General features: G+C 40.8%; 8 protein-coding genes. 1 reads left to right on the forward strand and 7 read right to left on the reverse strand.

The genetic code is table 11. The features are described 5' to 3' along the window. Positions 1 to 37: 37 nt before the first annotated feature. The 4 genes from ACVHUV_RS18490 to ACVHUV_RS18505 all read right to left on the reverse strand — a co-directional run bounded on the left by ACVHUV_RS18490 (position 38) and on the right by ACVHUV_RS18505 (position 6,058). Positions 38 to 3,094, reverse strand: coding sequence for an ATP-binding protein (locus tag ACVHUV_RS18490; protein WP_462085599.1), 3,057 nt, complete (start codon positions 3,092 to 3,094; stop codon positions 38 to 40). Between the two features lie 436 nt (positions 3,095 to 3,530). After that, positions 3,531 to 4,253: a DUF6904 family protein gene (locus ACVHUV_RS18495; RefSeq protein ID WP_317943073.1), complete on the reverse strand. Its 723-nt coding sequence runs from the start codon at positions 4,251 to 4,253 to the stop codon at positions 3,531 to 3,533. Between the two features lie 375 nt (positions 4,254 to 4,628). Next, the gene (locus ACVHUV_RS18500; protein WP_462085600.1) at positions 4,629 to 4,760 is read right to left on the reverse strand and encodes a hypothetical protein; all 132 of its coding nucleotides are present in this window, start codon (positions 4,758 to 4,760) and stop codon (positions 4,629 to 4,631) included. Then, positions 4,760 to 6,058 (reverse strand): tetratricopeptide repeat protein, encoded by a 1,299-nt coding sequence (locus tag ACVHUV_RS18505; RefSeq protein WP_462085601.1) that lies wholly within the window; start codon positions 6,056 to 6,058, stop codon positions 4,760 to 4,762. Before ACVHUV_RS18505 ends, ACVHUV_RS18500 begins: the two co-directional genes overlap by 1 nt. Before the next feature lie 240 nt (positions 6,059 to 6,298). Between ACVHUV_RS18505 and ACVHUV_RS18510 the strand changes: the two genes are divergently transcribed. Further along, a complete protein-coding gene (locus tag ACVHUV_RS18510) occupies positions 6,299 to 6,493 on the forward strand; it encodes a hypothetical protein (protein WP_317943077.1) in 195 nt (64 codons plus the stop codon). Positions 6,494 to 6,540: 47 nt separating this feature from the next. On the opposite strand, the gene aspA is transcribed toward ACVHUV_RS18510, so the two are convergent. From aspA to ACVHUV_RS18525, 3 genes are all read right to left on the reverse strand, one after another. Beyond that, a complete protein-coding gene (aspA, locus tag ACVHUV_RS18515; protein ID WP_462085602.1) occupies positions 6,541 to 7,959 on the reverse strand; it encodes an aspartate ammonia-lyase in 1,419 nt (472 codons plus the stop codon). A 182-nt stretch (positions 7,960 to 8,141) separates the two neighbouring features. After that, positions 8,142 to 9,800, reverse strand: a complete 1,659-nt coding sequence (locus tag ACVHUV_RS18520) for a DUF4855 domain-containing protein (RefSeq protein WP_462085603.1) — start codon at positions 9,798 to 9,800, stop codon at positions 8,142 to 8,144. A gap of 628 nt (positions 9,801 to 10,428) precedes the next feature. After that, entirely contained in the window at positions 10,429 to 16,023 is a 5,595-nt protein-coding gene (locus tag ACVHUV_RS18525; RefSeq protein ID WP_462085604.1) for an S-layer homology domain-containing protein, read from the reverse strand. Positions 16,024 to 16,155 lie beyond the last annotated feature (132 nt).

Below are 16,155 nucleotides of genomic sequence, written 5' to 3' on the forward strand. Positions count from 1 at the left end.
CGGTATTTTTATCTTAAACTAGCCACTTACAAACCCGTTATGAATCGATGTATGGAATTTGAAATTTGACAGTTGTCCCAACTTCACGTTCACTTTCAATCACTAAGCCCTTACCGTATAATCTTCTTAAACGGCGTTGTGTATTTGCTACCCCAATCCCTTTCTCTTCCTTCGTCGCATCACCCATCAGTTGTTGCACTTGTTCAATTGACATCCCTATCCCGTCATCTTCAACAATTACATCGTAGTATGTGTCTGCTCTTTTTTTTATTCGAATGACTACAGTACCACCTTCTACACGCTTAAGCACACCATGACTCACTGCATTTTCCACGATTGTTTGGAGTGCCAATGGGGGTATGAATAATCCTTCCTCCTCATCAATTTCCCACCGAACTTTCAATCGTTCACCAAATCGTTCTTGCTCAATATATACATACGATTTAGTCAATGACAATTCATCTGTAAGTGGAATAACATCCTCAATATTTTGGGTATGAAAGCTTTTACGTAAATAATTGCCGAACTCATTTAATAAGCGCGTCATCCTCGTTGCATCAATGTCTGCTAATGAAGCAATTGTATTCAACGTGTTATACATAAAATGCGGCTGTATTTGTGCTTGTAGCCACGCAGCTTCCATACGACTCTGCTCTTTCATCGCTTGTCGCAAACTCGTCCACACTTGAACACGTGATTGCATCGAAAGTGCATTCATCGGCTTGGCTACATAATCATTCGCTCCTGCCAAATAACCTGTAAGTATATCTTCTGGCTGACTTCGAGCTGTTAACAGAATGATTGGCAATTCGGAAAGGGAAAAGCGCTTTCGTATCAACTTTGTCAATTCATAACCTGATAGATGTGGCATCATCACGTCAATTATTGCTATGTCGAATACAAACTCATCTACGAATTGAAGGGCTTCTTTACCATTCATTGTCATTGTAATACGATAATCAGATTGTAGTAGCCTTCTTAATATTCTTAAATTGACTGCATCATCATCGACGAGTAAAATGTGGGGCTTGTTCATAGCTACCGGTTCTTCATCAATTTCCCATTCCGATTCCACACGCAATTCTCTCTCCATGTGTGATAGATTGACGTAATTACCTTTCTCACCCGCACCTTGCTCAAGTGGAAGTGTGAAAGAAAATGTTGAACCTTTTCCAATTTCCGAAGTGACTGAGATGTCTCCCCCATGCAGTTCAACTAGTTGTTTACAAATCGCTAATCCAATTCCAATGCCACCTGCTGGTGAATCCCCTGCATCGATTTGGACAAATCGATTAAAAATTCTTGTTTGTAATTCAGTCTTAATTCCAACACCGGTATCTTGGATGCTAATCGTCGCCATCTTTCCATAGTGTGCGGCGCGCAACGTGATTGTTCCTTCCTCTGTAAATTTCACAGCATTATGCAAAAGGTTAAACAAAACTTGCAGCAATCGATTTTCATCCGCCCGAATAGCCGGGAAATCATCAGGTACTTTCATACGTAACTTCAGTTTTTTATCATACATGACAAATTCCATCATATCGATTGCTGCAGATGCGATTGATTGCAATCGGACTGGACGAAGATGCAGTTGCAATTGTTGCTCTTCTAGTCTCGTACTGTCCAGTAAGTCATTTAGTGTAAACGACATTTGTTTACCTACTCGAAGCAGCAATTGCAAACTTTTTCTGTTTTCAGGAGACAACTCCTCTTTTTTGTCCAATAAAATCGAATGTGTAATGTTCAATATGCCATGAAGGGGATTGCGCAACTCATGAGATGTATTTACCAGAAAATCATTCTTCATCTTATCCGCCTTCTGAAGCTCCAATGTTTGCAGATCATTTAACTTTGCAACACGGATATGACGATTCACTAAAAGTAGCCCAATCATTATGATTGCGATAATGAAATCGAAAGGATAATACGGAATAGCGATAAAACCTAACTGTATCGCAGTGCCCCAAAGGACATTGGACAAATAACTTGTGATGAATAATAAAATAAAAATTGCGTCTGGGAAACCAGCTGAAACAGCCCTAATAGTCTTAAAAAATAAAAAGAATAGACCCATTCCGTAATATAACGCAATAAATGTCATGATTAACGAATTGAAATGGAATGGAAGGAGTAGTATTCCGATGACTAGAATTGCGAACAGTACGGTTAATACATCATATATACGTGATGAAATCGCAAACAAATGTTTAATAAATGTAACAGTAACGAATAGCATTGACAAAAATAAAAATAGTAATAACTTGTTGGCCCATTCAATTGGAATCGGCAGCTGTAAAACGATATCATCATCTATTAAAATCGAAAAACCACTTACTATAAGTAATAATCCATAATAGAAAACTTCTTTTTTATATTTCCCTTTCCCCAAAAAATAAATACAAAAAGCATAAAGACTATGCAACAAATAAATCATACATACAATAATCTGCAGCGTTATGGATTTCTTTGATTCAGCAAGGATCGAATGTGCAGATCCGATTTTAATGCTGTCTACAATTCCCCCTGATAACGGCACATCATAATTTGACACATGAATCAGCAATTCCACTTCTTCGCGATCGGTAGGAAACAGGACCGTAAATGGCCCCCGTTTTGTTGCATGCCCTTTATCCGATTCCATCGGTTCATTTTGCCATGCAACAAGCTCACCATTTATGAATACTTTTGTCGCAGACAACACTTTCTTCAAGCGTAACCCGTACAATTTTTCGGTTGTTGGTGGGAGAAGAACCGTTAACCGATAGGTCGCATATCCATATGCAGGAATCGCTTCAGAAAGATGCGCCGTCTTGTCCCAACTGCTTGGAACAAATATGAATTGACTATCACTACGCTTGAGATCATCAGGCTGCAAAAATTCATCAGGATAAAACTCCCATTCGCCATCTAACGTAATTGCCTCGTTCTCCGCAAAACGCCACTCACGCAAATCAACAATTCCTTGTTTCGCTTTAGGATGATCGGGAATCTGATGAGTGACAATCCAACCAATCCGAAACATCGTTAAACCAAGTAGAAATAAAACAATCGTCAAAAATATTTTCCGCTTTGACAATCGCAAACTATGCGCCATTCCCCATTCAAATCCTTTACTAATTTATCCACCGTACAACTTTTGCATTAAGTTGCTTGAAAGTAAAGAATACAGTAAAAACCACTTTAGGTAAACGGTTAGTTAGCTTTTTATCGTTTAACACACAGGCAAAAAAAATTCTCCCCTTAAATAAAACGACTCACATAGGAGACGTTTTAAGAACTTATTAATATACTGAAATAGCAATAAGGAGTTTGGTATTCTAACAAGAATGTCTTAGATTCCAATTACAACTTTACAGCATTAATCACCCTAATTCCTCGTGAAAGATGGCTTCTCTAAATCGACGCTATGTAAGGTTGAGCTGTGTAAGTCAAATAGTGCTAGCTAATACTTATTCCCAATTTAAAGTTAGCAACCTTAGAGACTTCTTCCCATACATCTTCTACTTGAAGAGGGTAATCGACTAGTTCATTTACCAAACAATCTCTTTAGGACATAATTCAAACGGCAACACTTCCGTCGGACACGTTTTCTCTAATAATGCCTCAGTTTCAATTTTACGTTTCAAATCTATATAATTCTTGTCTTTATTCGCAATACGCTTGGCAACGATACTAATGTTTGCTAAACGTTTCTCTTTCGGCATTTTAAGTAGTTCAACATTTAAATAATCAATATACTGTGGATAATAGTTTTGATAGTAACCAATGAAAGTTGGTGTAAGCGCACTTTTTAACAATCGAAATTTCTTATCCCCTATTGTCTTTTCTAGACAGCACGCAAGTACTGCTTGGAATTGCCGAATAACAGCGGGATTCAGATCCCAAAAATGTTTTCGATGCTTAGCCGATAGCTCAATAAATTCATTCATGACAAACCCGATGAACAACATTTCTGGCCAAAGTACTTTAAAGTGATAATACGCATTCTTACGAGAAACAGGTGTAACAGGAACCCCTTTTTCAACAAGTTTGTCCACTCCATTTGGTACAAAAGCAATGCCTCGTTGGCCATCCAAAGTGAAATGAATCTCTTCACAGAACTCTAACACCCGTTGCCGAACTTGCTCGTACCCTAAAAATTCCCCTTCATCCCCAACAATTGCATGTATCGCTTTACTCAGACACTCAAAGTCATTTCGATCACCAGCAAGGTGTACACCTGCAAAATTAGGCGTATTCTCCATACAGATCATCTACTAATCTCTCCTCTAGCAATCTATGGTTTGTCTTTAAATCCTACCACCATAATGTGAGTAGGTCTATAAAACTATTAAACTTTCTATAGTATGTTACTATTATGATACATATTAACAAGAGAAGAGTAAGACGGTTATAAGGCGAATGATGGAGAGTGAACCTTGAATGGTTTCTGGCAATTGTTGTGAAAAAACCGCTATAAATGCTGTCAAATCTAGTAACAAGCAATACCTACTATTACATTATAACGATTATTATTTCATAAATTTACCACTCATTACTATTATTATACAGAAAATAGGATTCTGTAATAATTAAGGGTTGAAAAATAAAAAAAACGCCCGAAAATGGCGTTTTTTTGGTCTACATGCTTACTTTGAAATTGAAGTTGTTTTAATGCTCATGATATCAGGTACTCTATCATGACTAGCATGCGCTTGTTGGTTTAAAGAAGTAAATGTAAATACTGTTAATAAACATAGAACCGCAATAATCTTTTTCATTATATATCCTCCCAGCTTTCGATCTTTTTATAAATATAACTATTTCGATTCGCCTCTTTAAAGTAAATCGAAGATAGTTTATATTTCCTGTTCATATAGTACCATTCAGCTAGTGCTGTACAATACTTTTGTACATTTCTGTAGTCATCAAGTTCTTTAAAATAGTCTATTATTTCAATCGCACTCTCAACATTGGGTTTCTCTTCACAATATAGAAACTGATAGAATTTCAAGTGGTAATAATAGGTAATATGGCGATGCTCTTGCCTTTCTTCAAATAAAGTAATGCCTCTCTTAGTCCACTCAATAACTTTGTCAATTTCTCTTGATTTGGAGTATTCGACAACTAAGCAGTAAATTGTAATGTAAGGATTTTTAATGTATTCTTTACTCTCCATACTCATCAAGTAAAATTTAATTGCATCATTTCTATTACCTAGTAAAGAATTTAGACTGCCTAGGTTGTGATAAACTAAACCTTTCTCATCTTCTAAATTGAAATCCTCACAAAGTTGTTTTGCTTTTGAATATGCATCAAAAGCTTCTTGGTACTGTTCAGTCTTTTTATAAGTTATTCCCAAAAGAACATAACACTCTAAAACCCTTTTCATTGCAAACTGTTCCCTAAAATAAGTAAGCGCTTTACGGATATATTCAATGGAATGAAAAATCCGAATATCAGCTGTATATGCAACACCCAAGATGTAGTCTATTTCTGCTTTTTCCCAATCTTCAAGATGAATCGCATCAACAATTTCTACAACTCTTTCAAAATACTCAATCGCTTCACCAAGCTTGCCAAGTGAGTAGAAGAGCAATGCCTTATTCAATGTGTACAAGTACATTTGATGATCATCGAAATTTGATGTAAATTCGTCTAGAACGTCTAGGTCATTCCACCTTTGTTCAATTTCTTGCCCTAGAATCAATCGAAAACGAAAAACGATGAGTAGGTAAGTATAATAGAGTGATTGATCATAGAATACAGGGTTTTCATTAACTAATAGATCTAGTTGTTCTTTTGTGTAGGATTTATCACGTTTTGTAATGACTGATCGATACGTATCTTTTAATAGTTTCGCAAACTTCTGCTCAAAATCGCTTTCAACAGGAGAACGAAACTTTGAAGAATCCATTCCAAGCCGATCCATTAGCAGCTCGACGACTTCTTCACTTGGATTGATCATGTTGCGCTCGATTTTTGATAAGTAAGAAGGCGTGCAAATTCCTTTTGCAAGAACAATTTGTTTCATGTTTTGCCGCACCCGTTCGGCACGAATCACATGTCCTACTTTCATCGCCCTTCCCTCTCTTCATTATCATAAATCATCGGTTGCATCTATCATACCATGAAATGTTGGGAAATATATTAGAAAAAACGATAAAAAATGCCCTTTTCGAAAAAAAATGTCCCAACTTGCTTGTAAACCGCTACAGAATCAAACATGTTATACTTTACACAAGGAACAAAAGATATAAATTACACAATATTTTTTCACGATAAATGGACTACATTAAAAATAGGAGAAGGGAAGTGTGTGAGGATGGCACTAGATCATCGAAATGCGATCGACTTCAGGGACATGGAAATCATCATGATGAAAATTGAATTGAAGAAATTTGTACGTAGAATGCAAGCGGAAGGGTTTTTGTCATCCGTGAATGCGAAAGAACCCATTCCAGTACTAGAAATGCCGATTGAACCATTTAAAGTAGCTGGAAAAACGAACTAACGAAAAGCACCAGACTCTTTTGACGAAGAGGCTGGTGCTTCTTTTATTTATTGACTTACTTTTTCTCTCTCACGTTGAATTTCCGTCATCCGATGGGGATCGAGTAGTTTATCGAGCTCCTCAACCGTTAGCACTTCGTAACGCAAGCATAGTTCACGTATTGGTGCTCCTGTAATAAACGCCTCGCGTGCGAGTTGGGACGACTTTTCGTAACCGATATACGGCATTAACGCTGTAATTGTCCCGATACTCCGTTCAACGTATTCTTGCATCTGCGCTTCATTTGCTGTTAAACCGACTAAGCAATACTCACGGAAAACGTTGAATCCGTTCCGCATGATTGTCAAGGATTGCAGTAAGTTGTAGACAAGCACTGGTTCCATGACATTTAATTCAAATTGGCCAGCTTCAGACGCTAAACTGATTGTATGGTCATTGCCGATTACTTGGAAGGCAATCTGATTAATGACTTCCGCCATGACTGGGTTCACTTTACCCGGCATAATCGATGAGCCTGGTTGTCTTGCAGGCAAGTTGAGTTCATTGAAGCCTGCACGTGGGCCTGAAGCCATAAGACGTAAATCGTTCGCCATCTTGGACATATTGAGCATGCAAATTTTCAATGCACTTGAAATTTCTGTGTAGACGTCCGTGTTTTGGGTAGAGTCCACGAGATGTTCTGCAGATTGTAATGGCAACCCGCTTATGTCACGCAGTTGTTCAACCACTTTCTCAATATACGCCATGTTGGCATTAAGTCCAGTTCCGACTGCTGTTGCACCCATGTTAATTTCAGCAAGATGAATGCGTGTCCGTGAAATCCGTTCGATATCACGTTCAACAACACGGCGGTAAGCTCCAAATTCTTGTCCTAGACGAATCGGAACGGCATCTTGTAAATGCGTTCTGCCCATCTTAATGATCAAATCGAATTGCTGCTCTTTCACACGCAGTTCGTCTACCATCTCCTCCATTGTATCGAGAAGTTCATTCACAAGCGTATGTACAGCTATTTTAATGGCTGTTGGAAATGCATCGTTCGTTGACTGGGACATATTAACGTGATTATTTGGGCTAATGAACGCATAATCCCCTTTTGCGTGCCCCATCATTTCAAGTGCACGATTGGCAATAACTTCATTTGCATTCATATTGACAGACGTACCTGCCCCGCCTTGAATCGGATCCACGATGAACTGGTCATTCAACTTCCCGTCAATCACTTCTTGTGCCGCGCAAACTAACGCATGACCAATTTGTTCAGCCAATCCATTCGCCGAGCAATTTGCAATGGCAGCAGCCTTTTTCACCATACCGATGGCACGAATCATTTGTGGATGAATGCGCTCATTCGTAATCGGGAAATTTTCCGTTGCACGTAGCGTTTGAATACCATAGTACACGTTATCGGGTACTTGTTTCTCCCCGATAAAATCTTTCTCTATCCGTCCAGCATAAGTTTTCATGTTAACGTTCCTTTCAAAGGTCATTTACAATAATCGTTGTTTACGCATTTAAGTATAACGTATTGAATTTTATTTGAAAGGGGTACGGAGGAATTTTATTGGCAGTTGCTAGCATTACTAATAAAAAAAATGAAGAGTTCATAACGAGCAAAGGAACTCTTCAAATCGCTTTGCATTAGACGTTACTTTTCTAAAAGAGCACTCAATTGATCATACGCCTTTTTATAAGGTTCCTGTTTATAATGATTCATTCTGTAAACCATATCGACCCCTTGATACAACAACAAACTTTGCCCCTTTAATCCATAAAGTTCCGCAAACGCTAAATACGTCTCGAAATTCTTTAACCCGGCATCCATTTGATGAGGGGAATACGTATCAATCTCAAGTGTTATACTACTTCCTTTTATTTGCGCCTCCAAGAAAGCCTTATGCAACCGCGCCTTCGGATCACCTAAATTCAACCGAAATGTATTCGGCTGCAAATACGCACCGTCAAAACCATACAACTTCCACTTCTCAAAATTTGTGGTGCGTGCATGTGGGGCATAAATGAACTTCTTTTTCTTTTTATGAATCGCAGTAGCCGTATCTGTTACAAGTTGCTCATCTTCTGCGTGTATGACGGTTTCATTTAACCAATAGTAACCCGTGAACGAAAGATGCTTATAGCCCGCCTGCTGCCACTGTTTCTCAACTTTCGTCATGTACCAATTCACGAGCTGCTGTCGAGCCGCCAAAGTATTTGACACCTTCTTGCCATTCAAATCAACAATCGCTCCATTACGCTTTGGATAAGGAATCGCAATATAGACATTCGCTTTCTGATTTGCTGAACGTGCCGCCTCATTCAGAGCATGTAGTGGTCCTTGTTTTGAGAAGAGCTTGTCGGCAAACCAGTTCCACTCTTTATAATTCGCTTGATTTTTAGACGTCTCTTGAAACTCGCCTCCCGGATACATTCTACCGAGAACAACAAACGTATCGAACAAGTTGGATTTACCGTTGTTGAAATACGGATTAAAAAATTCAGGGGCAAAATTTTCTTTCTCAGCTCCACTATAGATGAGCACACCATTTTTCATACTAGTAGCCGTTTTTAAATCCGCAGGTTTCTGCTCATACCGCATTAATGAATTGCTCACTGGATGCACAGTAGCATTTTCGATTCCAACAGCATAACGAATGGCTTCATCCGAAGAGGTAAAAGTCTTTACAACTTTGCCGGCCTTTTTAACGGTAAATGCATGCGGTTGATCGTAAACACGTTTCAAGAACGTAGAAAATTGTGCTCTGTTGACAGCAACAGTCGGTTTAAAACTGCCATCCACATAACCCGTTGTAATCTTATTTTCAGCAATGGCATCAATGTATGTATAGTAGGCATTACTTTTTGACACGTCTTTAAAAATCGATTTTCCAGCCCCTTTATACTTGTAAGCAACCGCAAGAGCTTTCGCCATTTCTCCGCGTGTCAAAGGCCGATCCGGATGAAAACGACCACCCTCAATCGTCAACATGCCTCGATTCGCAACAACCATCATTTCAGCATATCCACCCATCGTAGACTTCAAATCCGACGGCTTCACAGAAGGTTGTTTTTCTGCTGGCAGTTGAAGTGCACGCACTAACATAACCGATGCATCTTTCCTCGTCAAAACCTTCATCGGTTGGAATGAACCATCAGAAAACCCTTTGATGACACGCTTGTCCGTTAGAAAACGAATCTCATCTTTTGCCCAATGATCTCTTGGCACATCCCTGAACGACTGTGCTCCAACCGAATTTACAAATAAACAACTTCCTAACAATAGGACAAACAATGATTTAAGTATCTTCATAATACGCTCCTTTATATTCAACTAAATTTCACGTTGCCTCTTCACAAAGAGGTCGTCTACCTAATGTGTTCGAACATTATTAGTAAGAAAAGCTACAAACAATCCTAATCGCTTGTATAAACGTCTCACCTCTATTCCTACAACCTTTTAGATAAGGAAAATTAAACCAACCAACTAGTAAAATTATAGTCTACTCACTGCAGAATAGATAGGTCTTTTATGGAATTGAGTGAACTCATTCATATGCCTATCTAATCATTCAATTCATCCACCTCAAACACAGCATATTTCTCCCGAACGGCGCATAATCACCGAGAAATCCGCATACTCTTCCAAAACGGCGCATAAGCCCCCTAGAACTCCGCATACTTCTCCCAATCGCCGCATAACTACCGAGAAATCCGCATACATCTCAATAACACCGCATATCCCTCCACACCCAACCCAAAGTTTGTAAAATGCATGTAGCGCGTCAAACGAATTCTCAGAAGGCCAGTTACCCACGGACCACTTTTCGTTGAATAATACCGTACTGATTCAATATATTGCCCTATCCCTACGAAACTGCTCGTCTCCTCCATACCTAAAAACCTCTGCGGAAAATTCTCCACAGAGGCTTGTTTGCTACTTATAAATCGAGCATCCGATACAGAACAACCGCTGTCTCTGCACGTGTCGCCGTATGTTTCGGATCAAACTTGCCGTTGGAACGACCGTTAATCAAACCAACTGATGCCGCTTGTTGAATAGCATCTTTTGCGTAATGACCAAACAAATGCTCATCTTTGAAGGAAATGTTAGCAGCATCACCCTTCAACAATTCAGGTCGCTCGCTTTTGATCGCACGGACGAGCATTGCGGCCATTTGTTCACGTGTAATGTTTGCATCTGGATCGAATGTACCGTCATGTTTTCCAAGTGTAATTCCTGCTCGATGTGCCGCCTCAATGGATTGTGCCGCCCATTGTTTGGAAGCTGGTACGTCCGTAAACTTCCCTTCGTACGCTTCTAATGGAAGCTGGAAAACTCTTGCTAAGAGGACAGCAAACTCAGCACGACTCACTTGAGCGTCAGGAGCAAACATCGTTTCTGTTTTACCTTGCGTAAGGAGACGGGCATATAACGAATCGATCTCTTCTTTCGCCCAATGTGCTTGCGTATCTTTGAAGTTTGGCGTTTTCGATACGACTGCTACTGTTGATGGTGAAGTATGCATGGTCCACGTTCCAGCTTTCTCTGTTCCACCAGCATATGCCCATTTGCCATCTCTCCAACTCGCTCCCGTTGCCTGATTACGATCCAACGCACCTTCTACTTTTAGCTGAATCGGTAAAGCGAGGTTCACCGGTTTATTGCCAATTGTTACACGAACATCTAGCACGTCACTCAGCAATTTTACCTCATCAGACTTTTCCGCGGCTTGTATGCTTGTAGCCTTCCCAGTACTAGAGAAGTCGCCAGAAGTTTGTACAGAAATTGCTTTGTTACCAGCTGTTTTTACAATTGTTGCTTGTCCATCATTTGCAGTGTCATCCATTTTTTCTTTAACGGCCAGCTCTACAGTCACTTTTTCATCTTTTACAGCTTGCAACACATCTACTGGCAACGTCACTGCATGGCCTTTTTTCATTTCAAAAACGACTGGAACATTCGCTTCACGTGCCGCCTTGACGACTTCATCCGTCATCTGCCATTTCATATCTGCCTCTTTTGAAGCAGTCACTTTCCACGCTTTTTCACTTTTTTGCACGCTATCCATTGTCACTTGCACGGTTTCCCCATCAGTTGGCGGCAATTCTGGAACAATCACATTTCCGTTATCGTCGCCATTATCAACTTCCTTCTGTCCCGTCACAAACGACCAAACACCTGAACGGACTTCTCCGCCAAATGCGTCTGACACTTTCGTATACCAGCCATGCTTACTTGTTGGGAGGAGGTTCGTCCAATTTGCCTGTGCCACTTCTCCGTTTTCAATTCCTGTATCTGTGCCAATTTCCGTATTTGTAAACACTTCCACTTCGAAGAAATCCGTAGCGACCAACTTCTCAACGGGTGTCAAATCTACGTCGATTGTAAATTCATCTTTCCCTGGATAATCAACCGGATTGTAGTAATTGTATTGATCCAAATATGGAGAATACGTTTGAACATGGATTTGATTTTCAAGCGGATTCACTTTCAACAGACGCATGAAGCCTTGCCCGCCTTCAGGTCCCCCTTGGTAGTCCGCCAGCATTTGGTACACTTTCCGATCCGCAATGCCGTCGCCGTCATCGTCAATTTCATCGATTAATGTTTCACTATCATGATAGTGTCCAGATAATACAGCAATAACATTCGGATTACCCATCACAACTTCTTCGTACACTTGATCGCCAATTGGGCTACGATTCCCTGAAACGAGCAAGTATTCATGGAAAGATAGAATCGCTTTCCGATGCGGATTTTCCGCTAATACTTTATTAATCCACGCGATGTCCTCATCATTCACACCCCATCCCATGTACACCATGATGAAGTCATTGCCATTTGCGCTGATTAAATCATAATGTCCACGGTTGTTTTTATACGACTCACCGTAATAGTCTTTGCCGTTAAACCGTTGCTCCCCAAAATATTTACCATACTCATCGTAATCACCTGTCTTGTGGCCGACATCGTGGTTTCCTGCCAACACGCCGTATGGAATATTCGCTTGTTCAAGCGTTCCCATATACTCATCGGCACGTTGCCATTGAATGGGTTCGTGTGCTTTATCGACAAGATCACCTGTATGGAACACGTACTTTACGTTCAATTCATCTTTTATTTCCGCAATCCATTTTGTCATTCGATCAAAGATGTACGGATAGCTCTCAGCATAATATTGTGTATCCGACATCCAGATGAATGAATAATCGAATTCCGTAGTTGGAGCGATTTCGTCTTGAACGAGGACTTGCACTTTCCCATCTAGGATATAATCATTCCCCACAACACTGCCTGTCAACTTAAAATTGGATGCATCTTTAGCAATCTTCCAATCCCGCAGTTCCCATTTGTCGATGACGTTGTTCCAAACATACATGGACACTTTCCGACCAATATGGGACTTTCCTTCCCAGTTCAGGACAATTTCATCATTCTCGGACACTTGCTCATCGAGTTCCACTTCAAATCTGTGGTACGGGAATTGGTCCATTGAAGAGGTTTCGATGTATTCACCGTCTACTTTTGCAAGCTTTTCTTTGTCCGAAACAACAACCTCTCCTGCCGGAATCATCGTTTTCGGTGGTTCCGTATCACTGCTATTTTCAAATACAAGCATTTGTTCATCCGTTGCACTGATCTCAAAGCCTTCGAAAAATGCGACGTCAAGCGTATCTTCTGTCGGATCGGCTACTTGTACTTTCAATGTCACGCCATCAGGGTTTACTTCAATTGCTCCATCTTTTGGGGCAATCGGTTCTGGCACGTAAGGTTTTTCCTCAACGACTGTAAAATGAATAGTTTTTTCCGCTTCGTTCCCTGCTGTATCGACGGCTTTGTACGTAACGCTATGCGCACCAGCTGCTAGTTTTGCAGAAGATGTTTCGTATGGCAACGTGATTTCTTGTTCATCTAGTGTTGCCGTTAATGAAGAGACACCAGAATGCTCATCCGTCACTTCTGCACGTATGGTAAATTCACCTTTGTACGTTTTGCCTTCTTCAATGGAAGGGGTTATGGTCGGCGCAACATTATCGACGATAACATTTGCAACTGCAGGAATTGATCCTTTCGCTTCGATGACATGCGCCCCATCTTGTACTGCGGTCGTATCCCAACGGTACGCTTTTGCCGTATACTTTTCTGCAGGAATCGTAAATGCAAATTCGAACGCCTCTTTCGCACCGCTTCCATCTCCAACTAACAGTTCTTTTTCAGTATTAGCATAGACCGGATCATATAAAGTAGTTCCGTCTTCCAATACAAGCCGTACATTTTTCACATAAAAGTCATCTCGGTTTTCCTCTGATTCTGGATCGAACGGTGACACTTTCGTACCTGATCGAATGGCAATTTTCGTCGCCTCTTCAGGTGTAAAATATTTTGGGTCAACAGGTATCGTAAGTGTTTGATACGTATTAATCGTATCGTCGAAAATATGGAGTATTTCGTCTCCAATTGTCACGCCGTTTTTAAAATATAAGTTCACTTTCTTCACGTCAAACGCGAAATACGCTTGTCCTGGTAATGCAGCGAATGTTTCTGCTGTCACGTCTTCATTGTCAATCAATAGCGATGCATCATGCCCGTATGCTTTTAACAACACTTGCTCTCGAATGAATGCTCCCTCTCCGATATTCAAACCGATATCATCATATGATTCATTCTCAATCGCAATCGTCGTAAGTGGGGAGTCCACTACATTCGTCCCGTCCGATACGGACACATAATAGTGCAAACTTTTCTTTCCAAGCAACTCAGGAGAGAAAATTTTATGTGTAAACAACTTCGTGTCGTAGTTTTTCGTTAAGTACACAGATCGAAATGCATCTTCTTCTTTTGTCTTGTAAAACAATTGGACAGTCTTCACAGAATGATCGTCTTGCGCGTCAAACGTCAATGTCACATTCTGCTTGTCTGACACAGTCCCTTTTGCTGTCAAATCCTCCATCGTAGGGGGTTGTGTATCAACCGGCAATTGCACCTTCACTGTAGGGACTTGAACCGTCGCGACCGAACCCGGTGTTGCAGGCTCCAACCCAGGGCTATATTTTTTCATTTCCTTATTCCCAGGTTCTCGCGGGAATGTATATTGGATTCCTTTATCCGGTTGCGTGTCATCGACTTTCGGATCATCGAAATAAGAAGCAACCGAAATGTCTTCACCTGCATTTGTAGCAATGGCTAATCCACGCGGGCTACTGTTCGCCATTCCTCCGACATGCAACTTGACGATATCCACGTTTTCCGTCAATTGCACACCATAGTTCGCATTGAAATCTTCTACTGTCTTTGCCCCATTGGCACTGTTGATGACCCAAAATACCATCGTTTCACCAGATGGAAGGATGAGGTCTTTCACTTCAGGCATCCAAAGCAAGTCTGCTTGAGGACCTTCCATTGTATAACGGTATCGAATTGTATAATCATTCAAATTGATAGCCTGTGAGGAGTTATTATAGACTTCGATGAACTCATACCCATCCAAACTTCCGACATTCGTCGAATCAGGCACGAGCTCGGTCACTAATAGTGTAGGAACTGCTTGAGGATCAAATGGCTGTCCTTCAATCTGGATTGTGTATTCACTTGTGGAAGCTGTATTCTGCCCGTCAAACGCTTCTATCCGATACGTCAGTTGTTTTGTATACAGTTCCTCAGCAGGGATTTCCACCGCAAAATTATCACCAGCTGTACGGTTCATCTCTCTCTCCAGCCAAACGCCTTCATTGACAGATCGATAAAACAATTTAACAGCTTGTACATGGATGTTATCCGTTACCTCTGCTTCAATCGACAATGGTTGAGCGCTATCCGCTGTTTGGACAGGTGTATGCGTAATGACAGGAAGTTCTCCATCCACTTCGACCGGGGCCTCAGGAAGCTGTTCCGCCTGTACAGTTCCTGGATTCGGAGCAGTTAGTTCCGGATATGCTTCTGTCCCTGTCCCGTCTGCCGTTAATCGGTAACGAATACTTTTATCTTCCACTACTTGATCCTTCGTGTATCGGACCGTCGTAAAAATCATACCGGATTGGTCTGCAACTGACATTGTCCGCTCTGCCGTATTCGCCATACCAGCTGTTTCTACATACGTTAGTTGAGCATCGGGTATTGTTGTGCCGAACGCCTCATTGAAGTCCGAATTCGTAAGATGAGCGTTGTTGTCATTTTTCACCCATACGACCATCGTTTCACCTGGAAGGATCTCTTTGTTTTCAATGAACTGCCAATCCATGGCACGACCGTCTGGATAGCCGTACACCAGCTTAATGTCGCTAAGCTGAATCGATTCACTTCGATTGTTATACAGCTCAATGAACTCAAAAGCATCTGCCGACTTACCGGGTACATTGACACTATTCGGCAAAAGCTCCGTTATAAGTACTTGTGGGTAACTTGCTTGCGCAACTTGACTACTTCCAACATCTGAGAAAGACTCCGCTTGAATGACCGCATAAGGCGCTAGCCCAGAGAATACTAAACTACTTGCCAAGACGGCCGAAAGCATGGACTTCTTTTTCAATACCACCACAACTCCTCCTCTATTAAACAATCAACCCAATTGTATAGATTGATTGTCAACGGCGTATGGAGGTGGTGTAAAGAATGTGTAAAAAGTTCGATAATTATGTTTAGTTCGTTAGGCGATCAATAGACATTT

Source organism: Sporosarcina saromensis, from assembly GCF_054901285.1.